Here is a 22,469-nt window from a genome sequence, read left to right as displayed (position 1 = left end):
GGCATGGACGCCCGAGTATTGGCTTAGCGCGGTTTTTGCAGCACCGCGTAATACATGCCGTCCAGGTCGCCGTCGCCGGGAAGGATCTGCCAGCCGACGGCGGCGGCCTGTCCGACCGGCAGGGTGAACGGCAGCGCCAGGGCATCGGGTTGGGCCGCCAGCCATGCGCCCACGATCGCCTCGTTCTCCGCGCGCAGCACCGAACAGGTGATGTAGACCAGCCGTCCGCCCGGCGCCAGCAACGGCCACAGCGCGGACAGGATGCGGCGTTGCTGCGCGTGCATCGCGGCGATGTCGCTCTCGCGCCGATGCAAGCGCACGTCCGGCCGGCGGCGCAGCACGCCGGTGGCCGAGCAGGGCGCGTCGATCAGGATGCGGTCGAACGGTCGGCCGTTCCACCAGCCTTTCGGCGCGCCGGCGTCGCCGATCACCACCTTGGCGTTCAGGCGCAGTCGCATCAGGTTCTGGCGGATACGTTCGGCGCGTGCGGCGTCGAATTCCAGTGCGGTCAGCTCGATGTCGGCGCGCTCGAGCAGGTGGCAGGCCTTGCCGCCGGGGGCGGCGCAGGCGTCCAGCACGCGCAGGCCGTCGTGCAGGTCGGCGAGATCGGCGGCCACTTGCGCCGCGCCGTCCTGCACCGCGAACAGGCCGTCCTCGAAGCCGGGCATGCGGGTGACGTCGACGCTGTGCGGCAGCACCAGCGCGTCGCTCAGCCACGGATGCGCCGTCGCCGCGTAACCGGCGGCCTGCAGTTGATCGATCAAGGTGGCGCGTTCGCTGCGTTGGCGATTGACCCGCAGCATCAGCGGCGGCTCGCGGTTGTCGGCAAGCATCACGGTTTCGGCCTGTTGCGGCCAGTCGCGCTGCAGCGCGTCGGCCAGCCAGGCCGGGTGGGCATGGCGGGTCTGCGGCTTGGCATCGAGTTTCGCCAGCAGGCTTTCGCGTTCGCGTTGCCAGCGTCGCAATACGGCATTCACCAGTCCGGCCAGTTGCGGGCGCTTCAGCGCACGCACCGCCTCGACCGTGGCGGCCACTGCGGCGTAGTCCTGCAGTTCGAGGATCTCCAACTGCACCAGGCCCAGCACCAGCAGCGCGTGCACGGCCGGGTCCTTGTGCCGCAGGGATTTTTCCAGCAGACCGTCGATTGCGGGATCGAAGCGCAGCCACCAGCGCGCGCCTTCGCTAAGCAGGGCCATCAGCAGGGCGCGGTCGCGCGGATCGGCCAGCCGTGGCGCGTAGCGCTCCATCACCTCGCGCAACGAGGCGCCGCGCAGGGCGACTTCGGCCAGTCCCCTGGCGGCCAGCGCGCGGGTGTCGGCTTTCATCAGCTGCGACGCAATTCGGGGCGGGCGTTGAGGTAGTCGACCGCGCCGATGCGCTTGCCGCCCGCGCGCTGCACCGCGGTGACGCGCAGGGCGCCCGTGCCGCAGGCCAGGTCGATGCCGTCGCGGCCGGCGGTCAGCACGCGGCCCGGCGCAGCATGGTGATCGAGCTCGATCGCGTGGGCGGCCCAGATCCGCAGCGGCTCGCCGGCGATCTCGCCTTCGGCCACCGGCCACGGGTCGAACGCGCGCACCTGGCGTTCCAGTTCGAGCGCGGGGCGGCTGAAGTCGAGCTTCGCTTCGGCCTTGTCCAGCTTGTGCGCGTAGGTCACGCCGTCTTCGGGCTGCGGCGTGGCGACCAGCGCCTCGCCGGCCAGCGTGTGGTGCAGGCCCTCGGCCAGCACCTCCGCGCCCAGCATGGCGAGACGGTCGTGCAGCGAGCCGCCGGTGTCGTCGCGGCCGATCGGGGTACGTCGTTCGAGCAGTATCGGACCGGTATCCAGGCCGGCTTCCATCCGCATCAGGTCGACCCCGCTTTCGCGGTCGCCGGCGAGGATCGCACGCTGGATCGGCGCGGCGCCGCGCCAGCGCGGCAGCAGGCTGGCGTGTACGTTCCAGCAGCCGAGCCGCGGGATCGCCAGCACCTTGCGCGGCAGGATCAGGCCATAGGCGACCACCACCAGCAGGTCGGGGCGGTAATCGGCGAGCCGCTGCTGCACGTCGGCGGATTTCAGCGATTCGGGTTGCTCGACCGCGATGCCGGCAGCCAGCGCGGCCTGCTTGACCGGGCTGGGCGTGAGCTTGCGGCCGCGGCCGGCGGGGCGGTCGGGCTGGGTATAGACGGCCACCACCTCGGCGCCGCTGGCGCGGCAGGCCTCGAGGTAGGGTACGGAGAATTCCGGGGTACCGGCGAAGACCAGCCGCAAGCCTGGGCTACGGCTACTCAAGCACCGACCGCCTGCTTGCGGTGCTTTTCCAGCCGTTTCAGCAGCAGGTTGCGCTTCAGCGGCGACAGGTAGTCGACGAACACCTTGCCTTCCAGGTGGTCCATTTCGTGCTGGATGCACACCGCCAGCGGGCCTTCGGCCTCGACGACGATTTCCTTGCCGGTCGCGTCCTGCGCCTTTACCTTCACTTTCAGCGCGCGGGTGACGTCGGCGTACAGGCCGGGGAACGACAGGCAGCCTTCCTGGTAGACCTGCGAGCCGTCCTTCTCGAGGACCTGCGCGTTGATCAGCGCCAGCGGCTGGTTGCGCTCGTCGCTCATGTCGGCGACCAGTACGCGCTGGTGCACGTTGACCTGGGTGGCGGCAAGGCCGACGCCGTTGGCGGCGTACATGGTCTCGAGCATGTCGGCGACGAACTGCTTCAGTTTCGCGTCGAACACGGTCACCGGCGCGGCGCGGGTGCGCAGGCGGGGGTCGGGGAATTCGAGAATGGACAACGTGGACATGGCATCACCTTGGCCCCGAAAGTGCGGGCGATTTGGTAAAAAGCCACCCTCGGAGCCATCTAGAATGTGTCTTATTGTACGTCGGCAAGCGCCCGAGTGCAGACGATTTTTGCCAACTCGCACCTGTTGCGCGCGTTAACCATTCGGTTACACTCGACCGAGCATCTGGGGAAGGGGGATTCCCACCAATGATCAAGAAAATTATCGTGTTGCTGGCCGGCATGCTGGTCACCGTGGCCGTCTATGCGGCCGGTGCGCAATTGCGGGCCGATCATCCCGACAGCTATACCGTGCGCCGGGGCGACACACTCTGGGACATCTCCGCCAAGTTCCTGTCCAAGCCGTGGCTGTGGCCGGAGATCTGGCAGGCCAATCCGCAGGTACGCAACCCGCACCTGATCTATCCCGGCGACGTGCTCAACCTGTCCTTCATCAATGGGCCGCGCGTGGGCCTGCAGCCGAGCGTGCATCGCGAAGGCGAGGCGGTGCCGGCGATCCCGCTGTCCGAACTGAAGATGTTCCTCAAGGACATGCGCGTGATGACCTCGGAAGAGGTCAGCTCGGCGCCGTACGTGGTGGGTCTCGAGGAGTCGCGCCTGCGCGGCGCCGTCGGCCAGAACATCTACGTGCGCGGCCTGCAGGGCGAGCCGGGCCAGCGCTGGGCGATCGTGCGGCCGAGCCACGTGTTCCGCGGTTTCAACCAGGACGATGCGGCCAGCGCCGATCTGGTCGCGCACGATCTGGACAGCAACGCGGCGATGGTTCGCTCGCCGTGGCGCGAGGATTCCCGCAACGACGGCCACTACGGCAAGGGTGACGACCTCGGTGTCGAGGTCAGCGTGATCGGCACCGCCGAGACGCTGCGCACGGGCGATCCGGCGACTCTGCTGCTGCTCAACGCCACCCAGGAAATCCGCAGCGGCGATCGCATCATGCCGCTGGACGAGTCGCCGTACGACGCCTACTACTACCCGCATGCGCCGAAGTCGGTGCCGGCCAACGCCAAGGTGATCGGCTTCGCCGACGCGATGGACGCAGCCGGTCCGCGCCAGGTGGTGATGCTGTCGATCGGCGCGAAGGACGGCGTCGACAACGGCCAGACCTACACCATCTTCCAGCCGGGCGAGACGATCCACGACGACGTGGCCAGCAACAGCTGGAACCGGAGCTTCGGCGAGACGGTCAAGCTGCCGGACGAGTACGTCGGCCACGTGATGGTGTTCCGCACCTTCGACCGGGTCAGCTACGGCCTGGTGATGGACGGCCTGCGCCCGGTGCACGTCGGCGGCCGCCTGGTCATGCCGGAATAACCGCCGGCAGGAATCACGGCGGCATCTGCCTACACGACGGCGCGGCTCCCACCGCGCCGTTTCCTTGAGTGCCTGCTGCGTAAACTGCGGCCATGCTCATGGACGACCTGGATGAATTGCGCGCGTGGCTGATCGCCTTGCGTACGCCCGGCCTCGGCCCGGGCGGCCTGCGCGAGCGGCTGGATGCGGCCGGCGGCGATATCCGGGTGGCCTTGGCGCAGCTGCGCCGCCACGCCGCGCCGCTCGGCGAGTTGGCCCAGGCCTGGCTGGCTCGGCCCGACGAGGCGCAGCTGGCCGCCGACCTGGCCTGGCTGGCCGAACCGGAGCATCGGCTGCTGCGCTGCACCGAGGCGGATTTCCCGCCGCAGTTGGAAAACATCCCGCAGCCGCCGGCCGTGCTGTTCGTGGTCGGCGACGCCAGCCTGCTGCTGTATCCGCAGGTGGCGATTGTGGGCGCGCGCGGCGCCAGCGCGGCAGGCCTCGCGCATGCCCGGGCATTTGCCCTGGCGCTGACCGATGCCGGTTTCGCGATCACCAGCGGCATGGCCGACGGCATCGACGGCGCCGCCCACACGGCCGCGCTGGACGCCGGCGCGAAAACCCTCGCGGTGGTCGGCACCGGGGCGGATCGGGTGTATCCGCGCAAGCATCATGCGCTGGCCCGGCGGATCGCCGCGCACGGTGCGCTGGTCAGCGAGTTCCCACCCGGCACGCCCGCACGCCCGGACCACTTCCCGCGGCGCAACCGGATCATCTCCGGCCTGGCGCTGGGTACCCTGGTGATCGAGGCGGGCCTGCGTTCCGGCTCGCTGATCACCGCCCGGCTGGCCGCCGAACAGGGCCGTGAGGTGTTTGCCTTGCCCGGCTCGATCCACAATCCGCTGGCCCGCGGCTGCCACCGGCTGATCCGCGACGGCGCCCGGCTGGTCGAGGCCGCGGCGGAGATTGTCGAGACATTGGCGCCGGCAGCGCGCATGCTTGGCGGCGAACTGGCCGCCCGGCTGGGTGCGGCGGCCGGCGAAACGCCCGGGCCGGCACCAATCGAGGGTGGCGACGATCTGGCTTGCGCGCATTCCAGAGAGTGTGGCGATTCCGAATACCGGCGACTTTTGGCCGAACTTGGCCATGCACCAACGACGTTGGACGAACTTGTGCAGCGTACCGGGCAGTCGGCCGCCGCACTTTCCGCGATGCTGCTGATGCTGGAACTGGAAGCCCGGGTCGAGAGTCTGCCGGGCAACCGCTACCAGCGATTACCCGGCGGCTGAGCCGCTGTCGCGCGGTGTGTGCGGCCCGGTCGGGCTTGACAGCCGTTGGCGCGGCGTGGTTTCAACTATATATATGTCCGGCACGGAAGCGCCGGTGGTTCACTTGGTGGATATCCAGTTTCATGGCAAAAAACCTGCTCATCGTCGAATCGCCGGCCAAGGCCAAGACGATCAACAAATACCTCGGCAAGGATTTCCAGGTCCTCGCCTCCTACGGTCACGTGCGTGACCTGAAGCCGAAGGAGGGCGCGGTCGACACCGAGCACGGTTTCACCATGGCCTACGAGATCATCGAGCGCAACGAGAAGCACGTCGACGCGATCGCCAAGGCCGCCAAGCTGGCCGACGACATCTATCTGGCGACCGACTTGGATCGCGAAGGCGAGGCGATCAGCTGGCACATCAGCGAGATCCTGAAGGAGCGCGGCCTGACCAAGGGCAAGCAGCTGCACCGGGTGGTGTTCTCCGAGATCACGCCGAAGGCGATCAAGGCCGCGGTGGCCGCGCCGCGCCAGTTGTCGCACGACCTGGTCGATGCGCAGCAGGCCCGTCGCGCGCTGGACTATCTGGTCGGCTTCAACTTGTCGCCGGTGCTGTGGCGCAAGGTGCAGCGCGGGCTGTCCGCCGGCCGCGTGCAGTCGCCGGCACTGCGCATGATCGTCGAGCGCGAGGACGAGATCGAAGCGTTCAAGGCACGCGAGTACTGGACCATCGAGGCGCAGCTGAAACACGCCGAGGGCGACTTCAGCGCGCGCCTCTCCAAACTCAACGGCAAGAAATTCGAACAGTTCGACCTCACCAACGAAGCCGATGCGCAGGCCGCCCGCGACGCGCTGAAGCAGGCCACGCGCGGCCGCCTCGCCGTCAGCGAGGTCGGTTCGAAGGAACGCAAGCGCCGTCCGGCCGCGCCGTTCACCACCTCCACCCTGCAGCAGGAGGCCGCGCGCAAGCTCGGCTTCACCACCAGCCGCACGATGAAGGTGGCGCAGGGCCTGTACGAAGGCGTGGCGCTGGGCGACGAAGGCAACGTCGGCCTGATCACCTACATGCGTACCGACTCCACCATGCTCGGCGACGATGCGATGGCCGAACTGCGCCAGCTGATCGCGCGCGACTTCGGCGCCAAGGCGCTGCCGGACGCGCCGCAGGTGTACAAGACCAAGTCGAAGAACGCGCAGGAAGCGCATGAGGCGATCCGCCCGACTTCGGCGATGCACACGCCGAAATCGGTGGCCGCGTTCCTCAACGACGACCAGCGCAAGCTGTACGAGCTGATCTGGAAGCGTACGGTCGCCTGCCAGATGATCCACGCCACGCTGAACACCGTGACGGTGGAATTCGCAGTGCCCCACGTGGTCGGCGGCGACGCTGCGTTCCGCGCCAGCGGCACCACCGTGGTCGATCCGGGTTTCCTCGCCGTGTACGAGGAAGGTCGCGACCAGAAGAATGCCGAGGACGACGACGAAGGCCGCCGCCTGCCGCGGCTGGCCGTGGGCGAACAAGTGCCGCTGCACGAGATCGCCGCCGACCAGCATTTCACCGAGCCGCCGCCGCGCTATTCCGAGGCGAGCCTGGTCAAGGCGCTGGAAGAACACGGCATCGGTCGCCCATCGACCTACGCCAGCATCATCCAGGTGCTGCAGAACCGCGAATACGTGTTCCTCGACAGCCGCCGCTTCAAACCCAGCGACGTCGGCCGCGCGGTCAGCAAGTTCCTCACCCAGCACTTCACCCAGTACGTCGATTACGACTTCACCGCGAAGATGGAAGACGAGCTGGACGCGGTCAGCCGCGGCGAGGAAGCCTGGGTGCCGCTGATGGAGCGCTTCTGGCTGCCGTTCAAGCAGCAGGTGGACGAGAAGACCGAGTCGGTCGACCGCAGCGAGGCCACCGGCGCACGCGAACTCGGCAGCGATCCGAAAACCGGCAAGCCGGTGTCGGTGCGGCTGGGCCGGTTCGGGCCGTATGTCGCCATCGGCACCAAGGACGACGAGGACAAGCCGACCTTTGCCTCGCTGCGCCCCGGCCAGAGCATGCACATGATCACGCTGGCCGAAGCGCTGGAGCTGTTCAAGCTGCCGCGTCAGCTCGGCCAGGCCGAAAACGGCGACGAGGTGATGGTCGGTGTCGGCCGCTTCGGTCCGTTCGTGAAGCAGGGCAGCACCTATGCCTCGCTGAAGCCCGAGGATGATCCGTACACGATCGAGTTGCCGCGCGCACTGCAGATCGTGCAGGAAAAACTCGAGATGCTGGCGAACCGGTTGATCCTCGACTTCGGCAACGGCGTGCAGGTGCTCAACGGCCGCTACGGCGCCTACATCACCGACGGCGAGAAGAACGCGCGCATCCCGAAGGAGCAGGAGCCGAAGGAGCTGACCGAGGCGCAGTGCCTGGAGCTGCTGGCGGCCGCACCGGCACGCAAGCCGGGCCGCTTCGGCAAGAAGGGTGCGACCAGGAAGGCCGCCGCGAAGAAGGCGGCGCCGGCAAAGAAGGCGGCGGTGAAGAAGGCCGCCACCAAGAAGACTGCGGCGAAGAAGACCACGGCGAAGAAGACGGCGACAAAGAAGGCCGCCACGAAGAAGGCGGCTGCAAGGAAGCCCGCGACCAGCAAAGCCGGGGCCTGAGTGCTGCAGCGCTTCATTCTCGCCGAACTCGACGCCGCCGCCGCATTGCTGCATGGCGGCGGCGTGCTGGCCTATCCCACCGAGGCGGTGTTCGGCCTCGGCTGCGATCCGCATGACCGGTTCGCGTTCGAGCGGCTGTTTGCGCTGAAGCAGCGCCCGGCTACCCAGGGCGTGCTGCTGATCGCGGCGGACTTCGCCCAGGTCGAACGCTACATCGAGCTGGCCGCGGTGCCCGGCGAGGTACTGCAGCAGGTACGTGCGAGCTGGCCCGGTCCGCACACCTGGATCTTTCCGCGCTCGGCCGACGTGCCGTCGTGGGTCGCCGGCGCGCATGCCGGGATCGCGCTGCGGGTCACCGCGCACGAACCGGCCGCCGCGTTGTGCCGGGCGTTCGGCGGCGCACTGGTGTCGACTAGCGCGAACCCGCACGGCCAGCCGTCGGCGCGCTCGGCGCAGGTCGTGGCGGATTATTTCGGCGATGCGCTGGATGGCCTGCTGGATGCCCCGCTGGGTAACCAGGCCAGCCCCACGATCATCCGCGATGCGCTGTCGGGCGCTATCATCCGCGCCTGAGCGTCCACGGGAACGCGCCGGCTCATGCATCAGCTGAACCGCCGCGGGATGCCAGCCGCCACCGTTCATGCCGCCGTTCATCGTGCGGCGCGATGCTGCCGGGCGTGACGAATCAAAGATCAGGGAGAGCGCAGCTTGGCCATCGTTTACGACACCTACCAGCGTGAGGCGCCGCCACGACTGCCGTTGCTGGACGCGGCCGATCCCGCGCGGATCGTGGCCTGGCATCACGGCGAGCCGGTGAACGCGGCGCGCTTCCTGGCACAGGTGCAGGCGGTGGCCGCCGAACTGCCGGTGGCCGCCGCGGCGGTAAACCTGTGCGAGGACCGCTACGCATTCCTGGTCGCGTTCTGCGCCATCGCGTTGCGCGGCCAGACCAACCTGCTGCCGTCGTCGCGCGCGCCGCAGGCGGTGGACGAAGTGATGGCGGCGCATCCGGGCTGCTATGCGCTGGGCGAGCAGGCGCTTGATCCGGCGCCGCGCGGCTACCGGCAACTGCTGCCGCTGGACGCCGCATCGCCGCTTGAACTTGATGCGGCATGGCCGTCGATTCCGGCCGGGCAAGTGGTGGCGATCGGCTACACCTCCGGCTCCACCGGCACGCCCAGCGCAAACCTGAAGACCTGGGGCAGCTTCCACGCCAGCAACGCCGGCAACCTGGCGATGCTGCGCGCGGTGGTCGGGCCGCGCTTCGAGATCGTCGCCACGGTGCCGCCGCAGCACATGTACGGCATGGAGATGTCGGTGCTGTTGCCGCTGCTGGGTGGCGCCGGCGTGCATGCCGGACGGCCGTTCTTTCCGGCCGACGTGGCCGCGGCGCTGGCCGAGGTGCCGGCGCCGCGGGTGCTGGTGACCACGCCGGTGCACCTGCGCGCGCTGGTCGAGTCGGGCATCGCGTTGCCGCCGGTCGCGGCGATGCTGTCGGCCACCGCGCCCTTGCCGGTCGAGCTGGCCCGGGCCGCCGAGCAGCGCTTCGGCGCGCCGCTGCTGGAGGTATTCGGTTCCACCGAGACCTGCGTGTTCGCCAGTCGCCGCCCCACCGTGGACGAGGACTGGTCGCTGTACGAGGCGGCAAGCCTGCACCCGCAGCCGGACGGCACCGCGGTGGAGGCGCCGCAACTGGATGCGCCGGTCACCCTGGCCGACATCGTCAGCCTGTCCCACGGCGGCCGCCACTTCCGCCTGCGCGGTCGGCATGCCGACATGCTGGAGATCGCCGGCAAGCGCGCCTCGCTGGGCGACCTCAGCCGGCGCCTGCTGGCCATACCGGGCGTGCGCGACGGCGTGGTGTTCCAGCTCGACGACGGTGATGCGCTTGGCGTGCACCGCATTGCGGCGCTGGCGGTGGCGCCGGGGCTGGACGAGCACGCCATCCTCGATGCCTTGCGCCGCGCGATCGATCCGCTGTTCCTGCCGCGCCCGTTGAAACTGGTCGAGGCGTTGCCGCGCAACGAGACCGGCAAGCTGCCGCGCGCCGCGCTGCTGGAACTGCTGCACTCCTAGGAGAACGGCGGGCGCTCCGTCGCAGCCGCTACAATGCGCGCCTGCGCCGCGTGGCGCCCGGGAGTGCAGAGATGAAGGTTCTGGTGATCGGCAGCGGCGGGCGCGAACACGCGCTGGCGTGGAAGCTCAGGCAATCGTCGCAGGTCGACGAGGTGATCGTGGCGCCCGGCAATGCCGGCACCGCGCGCGAACCGGGCGTGCGCAACGTCGATGTCGCGGCGAACGATCTCGATGGCCTGCTGCAGCTGGCGAAGCGCGAGAAGGTCGGGCTGACCGTGGTCGGCCCCGAGGTGCCGCTGGTGGCCGGCGTGGTCGACAAGTTCCGTGCCGCCGGGCTGCGCATCTTCGGGCCGCGCGCAATCGCCGCGCAGCTGGAAGGCTCCAAGGCGTTCGCCAAGGATTTCCTGCAGCGGCACAACATTCCCACCGCGCACTACGCGGTGTTCACCGAACTGAATCCGGCGCTGGCGTACGTGCGCGAACAAGCCCATCAGAGCGGCGGCGCGCCGATCGTGATCAAGGCCGACGGCCTCGCCGCCGGCAAGGGCGTGGTGGTGGCGCTGACCCTGGCCGACGCGGAGCTGGCGCTGCACGACATGCTCGGCGCGCACGCGTTTGGCGACGCCTCGGCGCGGGTGGTGGTCGAGGAATTCCTCGACGGCGAGGAAGCCAGCTACATCGTGATGAGCGACGGCAGCCACGCGCTGCCGATGGCCTCCAGCCAGGACCACAAGCGCCGCGACGAAGGCGACCTCGGCCCCAACACCGGCGGCATGGGCGCGTATTCGCCGGCGCCGGTGGTCACCCCGGAAGTCGAGCAGCGCATCCTCAAGGAAGTGATCGAGCCGACCCTGCACGGCATGGCGGCCGAGGGCGCGCCGTTCATCGGCTTCCTCTACGCCGGTCTGATGATCGACAAGTCGGGCGCGCCGAAGGTGATCGAGTTCAACGTGCGCTTCGGCGATCCGGAAACCCAGCCGATCATGCTGCGGCTGAAGTCGGATCTGATCGAGCTGATCGACGCCGCGCTGGACGGCCGGCTGGAGCAGACCAAGGCGCGCTGGGACGCGCGCCCGGCGATCGGCGTGGTGATGGCGGCCGGCGGTTATCCGGGCCGGGTGCGCCTGGGCGACGCGGTCGACGGCCTCGATGCGCCGGTCGATGCCGACGTGAAGGTATTCCACGCCGGCACCCGTCTCGACGCCGCGGAGCGCGTGGTCACCGCCGGCGGCCGCGTGCTGACCGTCTGCGCACTGGGCAGCGACATCGCCGCGGCGCGCGAAAACGCCTACGCCGCGGTCAGCCGGATCCATTACGACGGCGCGTTCTGCCGCCGTGACATCGCGCACCGGGCCTTGCGTCGGCATTGATGCGATCGCCGTTTCGGGCCGCGTACGCCGGCGCATGGTAGGCCATTGGATGGCTTGACTTTTCCGCGCTGCCCTTTTTGGGATATGCTTGGAACTTCCCCCGCGTAGAAGTCGTGGCGCACAGCGCCTGAACGACCTCGTGCTTGATTTCACGTTGATGAGGTTTTCCCATGCGCAAGACGGTTTTGTCGCTGATGTCAGTTGCGGCACTGGCTCTGGCTGGTTGCAGCAACGCTCCCAATTCGTCACAGCAGACGGACTCCGCTGCGCCCGCTTCCGCGAACACGGCTGCTGCCACCGCGCCCCAGGTCAAGAATGAGGTGAGCGGCACGATCTCGCTGCGCGCCGGCACGCCCGCGCCGTCGGCGAACGCCACCCTGGTGGTGAACCTGGTCGACGTGTCGTCCACGGCCGTGGGCTCCGCCCCGCTGGCCAGCAAGACGGCTCCGGCCGGCTCGTTCCCGCAGACGTTCACGCTGACCTTCAACCCGGCCGAGGTGAAGCCGAACGACCTGTACGTGATCCAGGCGATCCTGACCGACGGCGACCGCAGCTACTCGATGCCGATCCAGGCGCCGGTGCTGGCCAAGGGCAGCAAGAACGACGGCGTGGTGATCGAACTGGTCGCCGAGCAGACCCCCAGCGAGAAGATCCTGGCCGACTTCGCCGAGGCGAAGGCGCAGATCGGTGGCATGAAGATCAGCCACGGCACCAAGCTGGAAGCCAACGACTCGCGCGGCTGGCAGCTGTTCCGCCAGGCCGGCGAAGTGAAATACATCCGCGAGGAAGTCGACTACGGTGACAAGGGCTATACCAGCACCGATTACGCCTACAAGAACGGCAAGCCGTGGGCGATCGTGCAGGAGACCAAGGCGAACCGTGACGGCAAGCCGAGTGCGATCGACCGCGCCGGCTGGAGCGACGACGGCACGCTGGTGCTGAAGCAGCACGAAGTCGGCGGCAACGTGCAGGCGCTCGATGCCGCTGCCGCGGCGACGATGAAGAAGCAGGCCGCGGCCATCCTCAGCATGGCGACCGGCGGCAAGAACAAGTAAGCCGTCCGGACGTCCGGACAATGAAAAGCCGCCGGTTTCCCGGCGGCTTTTTTGTGGCCTGGCGGCCGGCTCAGAAGTTGATCCGAAAGCCCATGTTGAAGCTGTTGTAGCGCTGGCTGGTGTCGCTGAAGCGGGCGTTGTAGCCGATCCAGCTGGTCACGGTCGGCGTGAGCTGGGCGGACAGGCCCAGGTCGACCGTGCCCCAGGCCTTGTCCGGAACGAAGCCGACCGTCGCGAACGAGCCGTTCATGCTGTTCAGGCCGGTGCTGACCATGCGCACGGCATCGGCCTTGCTGTCGCGGTTCCAGGCCAGCTCGGCGTACGGCGCCATGACCAGGTTGGCAACCTGCCAGTGGCCCTGCAGGCGCCAGCCGAGGGTGCCGATCAGAGCCAGCCGCCGCTGCTTGCTGAACCACATGGCGGTGGCGTCGTTGCCGATCTCGCGGTAACCGTCGACCTTGGTCTCCTGCCAGCCCAGGCTGGCGAACGGGCCGGTCTTGATGTCGTCGAAGCTGAACCACCAGCCGCCGTTGAGGTTGATGCCGGCATGCGAGCCGTCGGTGTTGCCGACTTCGCTGACGCGTGCGGCGCCGACCTGGAAGTTGCGTTCGATATGGTTGAAGTCGGACTGGCCGTAATGGAGGATGCCGCCGACGTAGCCGCCGCCGACGTGCCAGGTGAGATAACCCAGCCCGGAGTAGTCGACCAGGTGATAGCCGCCACCGCCGGACATGTGCGCGGTGTTGCGGGCGGCACCGAGCGCGACGCCGGCCGAGAGGCTGTCGTTGAGCCGCATGTCGTAGCCCAGCGTGAAGTTCGCATTGTCGCTGTTGACCGACGGCGAACTGGGACTGGCATCGAAGCGCTGCTGGGCGTAGTCGATGTTGACGAAGGCGCGGGTACCGCTGCCGAGGCTGTCTTTCAGCATCTGGTTGTTCAAGGTGCGACCGTAGGCGCCGACTGCCGACAGCGGGGCCTCGCCCAGCAGCGAGACCTGTTGCGGCGCCGCCAGTTCGGACAACACCACCTGCGCCAGCATGGCGTGGGTGGCGGTGGTCGGGTGCACGCCGTCGGCGAACAGGTAGGTCTGGTCGGCGCCGGCAGCGACCAGGGTGCTGCCGTCGCAATCGTGCGAGCTGGACGTGGTGCAGGCCGGCGCATTGACGTTGGTGAAGCCGTACTTGGCCGGATCGGCCAGTACCTGCTCGAACAACGCGTAGACATTCACCGCGAGGGTGCGATCACTGAGTCCGGCGTTGAGGATCTGGTTGTACGACTGCGACGCGTCGGTGAGGAAACCGCTGATCCCCGGCACCAGCGCCTCGTTTGCCTGTGCCGATGGCGTGACGCCGATGTTCGGCAGGTTGAACACCACCAGGTGCTGCGCGCCGGCCTGCTTGAGCTGGTTGATCAGCACGAGTTCCTGGCTGGCGGCCGCATTGATGTTGGCGGTGGCCTGCGCGGCGGTTTCGCCGGCGCCAGGGAAGATCGTGCCGATGCCGTACTGGGTGGAGTGATAGAAGATGTCGTTCGGGCCGCCCCAGATCATGTAGAGGCTGTGCGGGTCGGCGCTGGCGCCACCGGCCAGGTAGCCGGTGACCTGCTGGGTGACGGTCTGGATCTGCGGTGCGGGATCGCTGTTGGTGGTGATGCCGGCGCCGCCGTAGGCGTAGTCGCTGCCGCCCACGCGCGAAGGCTGCAGGTCGAAGCCGAGCCTGTCGGCCACGTTCTGCACGGTGACGGTGCCGGGGTTGGTGGTGAAGCGGGTGTAGTCGCCCACCGAGTTCGGCAGGTTGCCGGCATCGCTGAGGCTGTCGCCGAACACCACCACGTTGTCGAATGGCGACCGATCAGCCGCCTGCGCGGTGGTGGCCAGCAGCAAGACGGCGGCAATCGCGCCGGCCAGATGACGTGTGCGAAGCATGCGTTGACTCCTCGGGAAGCGGCCCTGAAATGGGCCGCGCAACAAGCCAGTTACGATAACGGAAAGCACCTACCCGTACCATCGCGTCAGTTCTTGCGAGCCCGCGCAAAAGCGTCCGCGAACGCGCCGCTGGCAGGTGCTGCAGCGGGTTTGGGCGGCGCGCTGGTACGCGCCGCGGGGCGGTTGTCGCGCTGGCCGCGCGGGTCGGTGCCCGCGCCGGGACGACCGCGCGCCTGTCCGGGTTCATCGTCCAGGCGCATGCTGAGGCCGATGCGCTGGCGCGGCAGGTCGACTTCCATCACCTTGACCTTGACGATGTCGCCGGCCTTCACCGCGTCGCGCGGATCCTTCACGAAGGTGTGCGACAGCGCCGAGACGTGCACCAGGCCGTCCTGGTGCACGCCGATGTCGACGAACGCGCCGAACGCAGCCACATTCGTGACGCGGCCTTCCAGGATCATGCCGGGCCGGAGGTCCTTCACGTCCTCGACGCCCTCGGCGAAGCTCGGCGCGACGAACTCGGGGCGCGGGTCGCGGCCGGGTTTCTCCAGTTCCTTCAGGATGTCGCGCACGGTCGGTACGCCGAACTTGTCGTCGGTGAACTGCTCGGGCTTGAGGCCGCGCAGGAAGCCGCTGTCGCCGATGATGTTGCGCACCTCGCGGCCGCATTGCGCGATGATCCGTTCGACCACCGGGTACGCTTCCGGGTGCACCGCGCTGGCATCCAGCGGATTGTCGCCACCGGACACGCGCAGGAAGCCGGCGCATTGCTCGAACGCCTTGTCGCCGAGGCGCGGCACTTTCAGCAGCGCTTTGCGATTGGCGAACGGGCCGTTCGCGTCGCGGTGTTTCACCACGTTCTCGGCGACGCTGGCACTGAGGCCGGCCACGCGCGACAGCAGCGCGGCGGAGGCGGTGTTGACGTCCACGCCGACCGCATTGACGCAATCCTCGACGCGGGCATCGAGCGCGCGCGCCAGCTTGATCTGGTTGACGTCGTGCTGGTACTGGCCCACGCCGATCGCCTTGGGCTCGATCTTCACCAGTTCGGCCAGCGGGTCCTGCAGCCGGCGGGCGATCGAGATCGCGCCACGCAAGGTCACATCGAGCTCGGGAAATTCCTTCGCTGCCAGTTCGGATGCCGAGTAGATCGACGCGCCGGCCTCGCTGACCACCACTTTCGACAGGTTGTGGTCGGTCCGGCTCTTGTCGGACACGAGCTTGATCAGCTCGCCGGCCAGCTTGTCGGTTTCGCGCGAGGCGGTGCCGTTGCCGATCGCGATCAGGTTCACGCCGTGCTGCTTGCACAGTTTCGCCAGCTGCACGAGCGATTCATTCCACTGCTTGCGTGGTTCATGCGGATAGATCACGTCGGTGGCGAGCAGCTTGCCGGTGGCATCGACCACGGCCACCTTCACGCCGGTGCGGATGCCCGGGTCCAGCCCCATCACCGTCTTCGCGCCGGCAGGGGCGGCCAGCATCAGGTCTTTCAGGTTGTCGCCGAACACGCGGATCGCCTCGTCCTCGGCGCCTTCGCGCACGCGACCGAACAGGTCGAGCGTGAGGTGCAGGTGCAGCTTCACGCGCCAGGTCAGGCGCACCGTCTCGCGCAGCCAGGCATCGGCGGCGCGGCCGCGGTTGTGGATGTTCGCGTGGGCGGCGACGCGGCCCTCGCCCTCGGCGTGGCCCTGCTCGCTGTCGGCGGCGGGGGCGAGCTCGAGTTCGATCACGCCCTCGTTGCGCGCGCGCATCAGCGCCAGCAGGCGGTGCGACGGGATCTTCGCGATCGGCTCGACGTGGTCGAAGTAGTCGCGGAACTTGGCGCCCGCATTCTCCTTGCCTTCGACTACCTTTGCGCGGATCTGGCCTTGCGACCACAACCAGTCGCGCAGCTCGCCGACCAGGTGCGCATCCTCGGCGATCGACTCCATCAGGATCGCGCGCGCGCCGTCCAGCGCGGCGCGCACGTCGGCGACGCCCTTGTCCGCATCGACGAAGGCTGCGGCGAACGCTTCCGGCGTCAGCGTGGGCTCGTCGCGCAGGCCCGTCGCCAGCGGCTCCAGCCCGGCCTCGCGGGCGATCTGCGCCTTGGTGCGGCGCTTCGGCTTGAACGGCAGGTACAGATCTTCCAGTCGCGCCTTGGTATCGGCAGCGAGCAGGTCGGCCTTCAACGCATCGTCGAGCTTGCCCTGTTCCTCGACGCTGGCGAGGATCGCCGCGCGGCGCTCTTCCAGCTCGCGCAGGTAGCGCAGGCGCTCTTCCAGCAGGCGCAGCTGGGTGTCGTCGAGGCCGCCGGTGACTTCCTTGCGGTAGCGCGCGATGAACGGCACGGTGGCGCCGCCGTCGAGCAGGTCGACCGCCGCCTGTACCTGTTCGGTCCGGGCGGCGATGTCGTTGGCAATGCGTTGTTCGATGCTGAGCATGAGTTGGTCACGGTTCCTTGGTTGCCGGCGCTGGCCGGGTGGAACCGTCGATGATAGCAAGCCGCCCGGATACCTCAGCCAGCCACGAAGAGCCTCGCCATCTGTTCGGTACGAACCGGGTTCCGGCGGGATCGGATACCGATCCACGGCACCTTTTCGAACCGGCATGCGTCCATCGGCAGTGGCGATGACAGGGCAGTGCGCATCATCGTCCGTGCTGCCGCTTTGGACGATAGCGTGTCCGGCTCGTGCCACCGATCTGCAGGCAGTGGCGTCGGCGCCGGCACGAGCAAAAAACGGCTGAACCAGGACGTCAGGCGTTGATCATCGAGCTACTCGACGGGAGCAAGAGCGGCTGGCGTGAGGGCGGCCTCGATGCCTCCCGTCGGAGGCTCCGCGTCAGCAAGAACTCCGGGGGGAACGGAAGTACATGCCCAGCCCTCATCCCGGGAACGATCCGGTTGCCGCGCATCTGACGACGGTTCCATGGGTCTTTCGGCCTTCGCGTTTCGCAGGCGGGTCCACCGGAAACCATCGATGTATCCACACCGATCCCACCGGGATCCCTCAAATAAGAGCCGCAGCTCCGGCCTATGGTCGTTCAACGGACATAGCGTCCGTCTGGAGGCTTTATGAAATACCCGATCATTGCCACGACCATCGCGCTCGCTCTTTCCTGCATCAGCGGCGTCGGTGCCGCCCAAGACGAGTCCCAACAAACCACCAGGCTGCAGCGTGTCACAGTCACCGCAGTACCAGGCCAATACGAGACCTACGCCATCAACTTGAACACCGGTTACGGATTGAAGACCCTGGTCGGCCACACGCATCGGCAGTACGTGCAGGCGCAGCGGGAGGCCGAGAGGTCGGAGGCCCTGCGCAAGCGGGGTATGGCCCCGTCGCCGTTTGTCACGGTGGCCATCGACAACTCGTCCGGCCCCGGCATGGCCAGACGGATTCTGCTGCTCGACGCCAACCGGGCCACGGTTGCCGTCGTGGACGCGCATTGCAAGCGCGTAGTGCCGGTGGAAGGCAAACGGTGCCAGTTGGTTTCCCGGGACGCGTCTAGCCAGAGCCTGGCGTCGAGGGAGATGGGGCGCCTGCATCTGGCGGAAGTAGATCAGCATTGACTGAGCTGGGATGCGCCATGCCTGCTTGATGCCGGCGACGGACCGCCGGTGTCGTGCCGTCAGCCCCCGCGGCGTGTTGCCGATCGGGCATGGCGCTGCGGCCCGCCACGGTGCCGTATCCGTGTCGCAGTCAGCGTGCGGGTGGTGGATCGGGCAGCACCCGCTCGGTGACCAGCTGCGCGTCGAGTCGCTGTAGCTGGTGGCGGAAGTCCGCGTCATCGGCCAGCGCGCGCCAGGCCAAGTCGCGGCGCAAAGCAGGCTCGTCGCGGAAACCTTCGTTGATCGCCTGGCTCAGCTCGGCGATGGCGGCTTGCCGGCGACCTTCCAGCGCGGCCAGTACCGCTTCGTGGTAGACCAGTGTTGGTGTCGTCATGCCGCTTTCGCGGAGGCGCACATATTCCAGGCTCAGCACCGTGAGGATGGCTTGGCGCTGCGTGTCGCCTGGTGGCAGCAGGGCCGCCCAGTTGGCGAGTTGGTTCAGGCACGGCTGCAGGTCGATGAAATTCAGGAACGGGTCGCCGTCGGCGAAACGGCGGCGGTAAGGAGTTTGCGCGGCCTCCGCCGATCCGCCCGAGGTCTGCGCCTGGGCCGGCAGGCGCGGCGGCGGTGTTCTTAGCGGCGAATCGATACTGCCATCCGTCGCAGGGGACGTGCATTGCACCTCGCAGATGAAGCGGTAGCCCAGGCTGTGCACGGTGGCGATGTAGCGCGGCTGTGCGGACGAATCGCCCAGCGTGCGGCGCAGTTGCGAAATCACCCGGTTGAGTACCCCGGTTGTGACGTGGCGATGTCCCCAGACACTGTCCAGCAGCGTGTCCTTGCTTACCATCTCGCCGGCGTGGCGCAGCAGGGTCAGGAGCAGCATGTAGGCCTTCGGCTCCACCGGCAACGGCCGACCGTCGCGTTCCAGTCTGTGCGCGGCCGGCTCGACCAGGACGTTGTCGAACTGATAGGTTCCGTCGTTTTCAGGCTCGATCCGCGGCATGGTTTTTATCTCGGTCGCAGAACACCGGAGTTTTACGCCGTCGGGGATTAGTCCCGCGTGACGCCGACGGCTCGGCGTGGAGACCCATGCTTGCGGTCGCCAACGCGGCGTGCTGGATGACGCCAGTCAGCACAGGGCGCTTTGCCTGCATGCGCGCGTGCACGTGATCGCCGTCGCGCTGCGGGCGAACTGCCGCGGCTCCATGTGCATGGATCGGGCGCGGGAAACCGGGCGGCGCCGGCCGCCCGGTGCCAGGCTCAGGCGTTGAACGTGCTGCCGCGCTCGTTCGATGAGGGCGTGACCGGATGCTTGAACTCGCTGGCGCGGCCGTTCAACACCAGGGTGTCGCAGATCATGTCGTGCAGGCCCTGCTTGCGCTGGGTCCAGGCGACCATCAGGAAACCGATGCCGAGGATGATGGCGCTGAGGATCTTGGCGAAGTAGCGACCCAGTGCGCGCGGGAAGCTGATCCGTCTGCCCTGCAGGTCGGTGACCCGGATGCCCAGCGCCAGCTTGCCCAGTGTGCCTTGCCAGGCCGAGCTTTCGCACAGGGCGAAGTACAGCACGCCCATCACCACGATGAGCAGCATGGCCGGCCACATCGTGGAGTAGTAATGCATGTTGGCAGCCATCATGGCGTCGGGGTTGCCGATGGCGTCGAGGCTGGCCTGCTTCAGCACCGCCTTGGCGGCATCGCCGCCGAACGCCTTCTCGATCAGCATCTGCGGGATGTACAGCACGATGGCGTCGAGGATGTAGGCGGCCACGCGCTTCCAGAAGCCGGCGTGGTCTTCCAGTGCCGCGACGGTGGTCTGCGGCAGCAAGGGGGCGGCCGGTGCGGCGTAGGGATTGGTGGCGGCAGGCGGCGGCGCGGCGGCCATGTCGGGAAACAGCACCGACAGCGGTTGCCAGTCGGCGAGGCCTTCGTACCAGGCCAGGTCGGCCGGGCTCACCTGGCCGCTGCGCAGCCACTGGCGCACGTCGTCTTCCTTGTACGGGCCATGCCGTTCGCCGTCGCGGCCGATCCAGATCTCCATGCTTGCGCTCCCGTCTTGGTCAAGGTGCGCATGATGCCATGTTGCCGCGTGGGCAGGTCAGGCGGCGTCGCGGCGTTTCAGGTGCACCAGCAGCAGCGAGATCGCCGCCGGGGTGACGCCGCTGACGCGCGCGGCCTGGCCGACCGTGGCCGGCAGCGTGCGCTTCAGTTTCAGCAGCACTTCGGCCGACAGACCGCGCACCTTGTCGTAGTCGAAGCCGGCGGGAATCGCCAGGTGCTCGTGGCGGCGCTGGCGCTCGATTTCCTCGCGCTGGCGTTCGAGATAGCCGGCGTACTTCACCTGCACCTCGACTTGCGCGGCGACATCGTCGCGCTGCACCGGCGGTCCCAGTTCGGGAACGGCGGTGAGCGTGGCGTAACCGAGTTCGGGCCGGCGCAACAGGTCGATGGCGCTGGTCTCGCGGCTGACCGCGATGCCGAGCTGGCGCTCGACCGCCGCACCGCGCGCGTTCGCCGGGGTCACCCACAACGCGCCGAGGCGCTGCAGCTCGCACTCGACCGCCTCGCGCTTGGCGCGCAGTGCGTCGAAGCGCGCCTGCGGTACCGCGCCGAGTTCGAAACCTTTTTCGGTCAGACGCAGGTCGGCGTTGTCCTCGCGCAGGTGCAGCCGGTATTCGGCGCGCGAGGTGAACATGCGGTACGGCTCGATCGTGCCGTTGCTGGTGAGGTCGTCGATCAGCACGCCGATGTACGCCTCGTCGCGGCGCGGATACCACGGCGCCTTGCCCTGCACCGTCAGCGCGGCGTTGAGGCCGGCGATCAGGCCCTGCGCGGCGGCTTCCTCGTAGCCGGTGGTGCCGTTGATCTGGCCGGCGAAGTACAGGCCGGGGATCGCCTTGGTCTCCAGCCACGGGTTGAGTCCGCGCGGATCGAAATAGTCGTATTCGATCGCGTAGCCGGGGCGGGTGATGTGGGCGTGCTTGAAGCCCTTGATCGAATGCACCAGCGCGAGCTGCACGTCGTACGGCAGCGAGGTGGAGATGCCGTTCGGATAGATCTCGAACGTGTCCAGCCCTTCCGGTTCGATGAAGATCTGGTGCGCCGATTTCTCGGCGAAACGCACCACCTTGTCCTCGATCGACGGACAGTAGCGCGGACCGACGCCCTCGATCTGGCCGGTGTACAGCGGCGAGCGGTCCAGTGCGCCACGGATGATCTCGTGCGTGCGCTCGGACGTATGGGTGATCCAGCAGCTGACCTGGCGCGGGTGCTCGTCGCGCGAACCGAGGTAGGAGAACACCGGCGCCGGCGCGTCGCCGGGCTGTTCCTCCAGGCCGCTGAAATCGATGCTGCGCAGGTCGATGCGCGGTGGCGTGCCGGTCTTCAGGCGGTCGGCGGCCACCGGCAACTCGCGCAGTTTCGCCGCCAGCGTGCTGGCCGGCGGATCGCCGGCACGGCCGCCGGCGTATTGCGCCTGGCCGATGTGGATCTTGCCGGCGAGGAAGGTGCCGGCGGTGAGTACGACGGTCGTCGCGCCGAACGACAAACCCATCTGGGTGACCACGCCGGTGACGCGGCCGTGCTCGATGATCAGGTCGTCCACCGCTTGCTGGAACAGCTCGAGGTTCGGCTGGGTTTCCACCATGCGGCGGATCGCCGCCTTGTACAGCGCGCGGTCGGCCTGGCAGCGGGTGGCGCGCACGGCCGGACCCTTCGACGCGTTCAGCGTACGCCACTGGATGCCGGCGCGATCCGCGGCGTGCGCCATCGCGCCGCCCAGCGCGTCGATCTCCTTCACCAGGTGGCCCTTGCCGATGCCGCCGATGGCGGGGTTGCAGCTCATCTGGCCGATCGTCTCGATGTTGTGGCTGAGCAGCAGCGTGCGCGCACCGGCGCGCGCGGCGGCTAGCGCGGCCTCGGTGCCGGCGTGGCCGCCGCCGATCACGATGACGTCGTAGTGGGTCGGATGGCGCATCAAACTGACCTGAGCGTGCAAAAAGTGACGAAACGGGGCGCCATGGTAGCGCCATCAATGCCTTGCGAGCCGATCGGATGAAATGGCACGTTTCCTGCTTCGAAAACCCAGCACTTTCACGGGCAGACGCTGCGCGACCACGCGCGCCGAGATCGGACGGACAGGGGTTCGATCGCGTACCAGGAAAGGAAGCAAGACGGCACCCCTCGGGGTGCCGTCGCCTTTTGCGGAACCGAAAAGTGCGTAAGGCCCGAAAAGACGAGGCCCCGCGGCTGTTGCGGCCGCGGGGCCTCGTGCTGATAGATCTGGCGCCCGGCGGTCTCAGGAACAGGGGGAATCCAGGATGACCGTATTGCCGAGCGCCAGAAACCGGAAATCGTCTGACGCAGGCAGCTGCCGCTGCCGTGGAACGCAGGTCGATATTTACCGCAAACGCGTGAACAAGGGGTGACTGAAAGGGGATTTTGTGCCGGGCCGCGGCAGCAGCTGACGTGTTGCGTCAGTCGCGTGATAAAGAGCGCAAATCGACCGTGACCCGTATCACGCATGGCATGACG

General features: G+C 68.1%; 16 protein-coding genes. 8 read left to right on the top strand and 8 right to left on the bottom strand.

Features of this window, described 5'->3' with window-relative positions; translation table 11 throughout:
- Positions 1 to 23: 23 nt before the first annotated feature.
- The 3 genes from rsmB to def are packed head-to-tail and all read right to left on the bottom strand — an operon-like array spanning position 24 to position 2,775.
- A complete protein-coding gene (rsmB, locus tag ASG75_RS09910) occupies positions 24 to 1,325 on the bottom strand; it encodes a 16S rRNA (cytosine(967)-C(5))-methyltransferase RsmB (RefSeq protein WP_056388433.1) in 1,302 nt (433 codons plus the stop codon).
- Positions 1,325 to 2,269, bottom strand: a complete 945-nt coding sequence (gene fmt / locus ASG75_RS09905; RefSeq protein WP_056388431.1) for a methionyl-tRNA formyltransferase — start codon at positions 2,267 to 2,269, stop codon at positions 1,325 to 1,327. Before fmt ends, rsmB begins: the two co-directional genes overlap by 1 nt.
- On the bottom strand, positions 2,266 to 2,775 hold the full coding sequence (gene def / locus ASG75_RS09900; protein ID WP_056388430.1) for a peptide deformylase: 510 nt from the start codon (positions 2,773 to 2,775) through the stop codon (positions 2,266 to 2,268). Before def ends, fmt begins: the two co-directional genes overlap by 4 nt.
- A 188-nt stretch (positions 2,776 to 2,963) precedes the next feature.
- Here def and ASG75_RS09895 point away from each other — a divergent pair, with 188 nt between their 5' ends.
- The 7 genes from ASG75_RS09895 (at position 2,964) to ASG75_RS09865 (ending at position 12,478) form a co-directional block, all read left to right on the top strand.
- Positions 2,964 to 4,085 (top strand): LysM domain-containing protein, encoded by a 1,122-nt coding sequence (locus ASG75_RS09895; protein ID WP_056388428.1) that lies wholly within the window; start codon positions 2,964 to 2,966, stop codon positions 4,083 to 4,085.
- Between the two features lie 92 nt (positions 4,086 to 4,177).
- Positions 4,178 to 5,353: a DNA-processing protein DprA gene (gene dprA / locus ASG75_RS09890; RefSeq protein ID WP_056388426.1), complete on the top strand. Its 1,176-nt coding sequence runs from the start codon at positions 4,178 to 4,180 to the stop codon at positions 5,351 to 5,353.
- Between the two features lie 122 nt (positions 5,354 to 5,475).
- Entirely contained in the window at positions 5,476 to 7,977 is a 2,502-nt protein-coding gene (locus tag ASG75_RS09885) for a DNA topoisomerase I (RefSeq protein ID WP_056388425.1), read from the top strand.
- The gene (locus ASG75_RS09880) at positions 7,978 to 8,550 is read left to right on the top strand and encodes a Sua5/YciO/YrdC/YwlC family protein (protein ID WP_056388423.1); all 573 of its coding nucleotides are present in this window, start codon (positions 7,978 to 7,980) and stop codon (positions 8,548 to 8,550) included.
- 135 nt (positions 8,551 to 8,685) lie between these two features.
- The gene (locus ASG75_RS09875) at positions 8,686 to 10,053 is read left to right on the top strand and encodes an AMP-binding protein (protein ID WP_056388421.1); all 1,368 of its coding nucleotides are present in this window, start codon (positions 8,686 to 8,688) and stop codon (positions 10,051 to 10,053) included.
- Positions 10,054 to 10,124: 71 nt separating this feature from the next.
- Positions 10,125 to 11,423, top strand: coding sequence for a phosphoribosylamine--glycine ligase (gene purD / locus ASG75_RS09870; RefSeq protein ID WP_056388419.1), 1,299 nt, complete (start codon positions 10,125 to 10,127; stop codon positions 11,421 to 11,423).
- A 170-nt stretch (positions 11,424 to 11,593) separates the two neighbouring features.
- Positions 11,594 to 12,478 carry a YbaY family lipoprotein gene (locus ASG75_RS09865; RefSeq protein ID WP_056388415.1) on the top strand — a complete coding sequence of 295 codons (885 nt, stop codon included), beginning with the start codon at positions 11,594 to 11,596 and terminating at the stop codon, positions 12,476 to 12,478.
- A gap of 70 nt (positions 12,479 to 12,548) precedes the next feature.
- On the opposite strand, the gene ASG75_RS09860 is transcribed toward ASG75_RS09865, so the two are convergent.
- Both ASG75_RS09860 and ASG75_RS09855 read right to left on the bottom strand, forming a co-directional pair.
- The gene (locus ASG75_RS09860) at positions 12,549 to 14,402 is read right to left on the bottom strand and encodes an autotransporter domain-containing protein (RefSeq protein ID WP_056388413.1); all 1,854 of its coding nucleotides are present in this window, start codon (positions 14,400 to 14,402) and stop codon (positions 12,549 to 12,551) included.
- A gap of 86 nt (positions 14,403 to 14,488) precedes the next feature.
- Entirely contained in the window at positions 14,489 to 16,825 is a 2,337-nt protein-coding gene (locus ASG75_RS09855) for a Tex family protein (protein ID WP_056388412.1), read from the bottom strand.
- A 632-nt stretch (positions 16,826 to 17,457) separates the two neighbouring features.
- Between ASG75_RS09855 and ASG75_RS09850 the strand changes: the two genes are divergently transcribed.
- Complete coding sequence (locus ASG75_RS09850) at positions 17,458 to 17,955, top strand: hypothetical protein (RefSeq protein ID WP_056388409.1); 498 nt, start codon at positions 17,458 to 17,460, stop codon at positions 17,953 to 17,955.
- A gap of 130 nt (positions 17,956 to 18,085) precedes the next feature.
- On the opposite strand, the gene ASG75_RS09845 is transcribed toward ASG75_RS09850, so the two are convergent.
- The 3 genes from ASG75_RS09845 to mnmG form a co-directional block, all read right to left on the bottom strand.
- Positions 18,086 to 18,940 carry a winged helix-turn-helix domain-containing protein gene (locus tag ASG75_RS09845; RefSeq protein ID WP_056388406.1) on the bottom strand — a complete coding sequence of 285 codons (855 nt, stop codon included), beginning with the start codon at positions 18,938 to 18,940 and terminating at the stop codon, positions 18,086 to 18,088.
- Between the two features lie 257 nt (positions 18,941 to 19,197).
- Positions 19,198 to 19,977 carry an RDD family protein gene (locus tag ASG75_RS09840; RefSeq protein ID WP_056388404.1) on the bottom strand — a complete coding sequence of 260 codons (780 nt, stop codon included), beginning with the start codon at positions 19,975 to 19,977 and terminating at the stop codon, positions 19,198 to 19,200.
- A 57-nt stretch (positions 19,978 to 20,034) separates the two neighbouring features.
- Positions 20,035 to 21,912, bottom strand: a complete 1,878-nt coding sequence (mnmG, locus tag ASG75_RS09835) for a tRNA uridine-5-carboxymethylaminomethyl(34) synthesis enzyme MnmG (protein WP_056388403.1) — start codon at positions 21,910 to 21,912, stop codon at positions 20,035 to 20,037.
- Between the last annotated feature and the right edge of the window lie 557 nt (positions 21,913 to 22,469).

This window comes from Rhodanobacter sp. Soil772, assembly GCF_001428385.1.
Taxonomy (GTDB): Bacteria; Pseudomonadota; Gammaproteobacteria; order Xanthomonadales; family Rhodanobacteraceae; genus Rhodanobacter.
Note: the sequence above shows the minus strand (reverse complement) of the source record. Positions and strands in the feature narration are given on the sequence as shown.

Bases quoted from the DNA above. Each gene is read 5' to 3' on its own strand.
- dprA (WP_056388426.1), top strand. From the start codon at position 4,178: ATGCTCATGGACGACCTGGATGAATTGCGCGCGTGGCTGATCGCCTTG.
- ASG75_RS09860 (WP_056388413.1), bottom strand. From the start codon at position 14,402: ATGCTTCGCACACGTCATCTGGCCGGCGCGATTGCCGCCGTCTTGCTG.
- mnmG (WP_056388403.1), bottom strand. From the start codon at position 21,912: ATGCGCCATCCGACCCACTACGACGTCATCGTGATCGGCGGCGGCCAC.
- purD (WP_056388419.1), top strand. From the start codon at position 10,125: ATGAAGGTTCTGGTGATCGGCAGCGGCGGGCGCGAACACGCGCTGGCG.
- ASG75_RS09850 (WP_056388409.1), top strand. From the start codon at position 17,458: ATGAAATACCCGATCATTGCCACGACCATCGCGCTCGCTCTTTCCTGC.
- ASG75_RS09845 (WP_056388406.1), bottom strand. From the start codon at position 18,940: ATGCCGCGGATCGAGCCTGAAAACGACGGAACCTATCAGTTCGACAAC.
- ASG75_RS09840 (WP_056388404.1), bottom strand. From the start codon at position 19,977: ATGGAGATCTGGATCGGCCGCGACGGCGAACGGCATGGCCCGTACAAG.
- ASG75_RS09855 (WP_056388412.1), bottom strand. From the start codon at position 16,825: ATGCTCAGCATCGAACAACGCATTGCCAACGACATCGCCGCCCGGACC.
- rsmB (WP_056388433.1), bottom strand. From the start codon at position 1,325: ATGAAAGCCGACACCCGCGCGCTGGCCGCCAGGGGACTGGCCGAAGTC.
- ASG75_RS09885 (WP_056388425.1), top strand. From the start codon at position 5,476: ATGGCAAAAAACCTGCTCATCGTCGAATCGCCGGCCAAGGCCAAGACG.
- def (WP_056388430.1), bottom strand. From the start codon at position 2,775: ATGTCCACGTTGTCCATTCTCGAATTCCCCGACCCCCGCCTGCGCACC.
- ASG75_RS09895 (WP_056388428.1), top strand. From the start codon at position 2,964: ATGATCAAGAAAATTATCGTGTTGCTGGCCGGCATGCTGGTCACCGTG.
- ASG75_RS09865 (WP_056388415.1), top strand. From the start codon at position 11,594: ATGCGCAAGACGGTTTTGTCGCTGATGTCAGTTGCGGCACTGGCTCTG.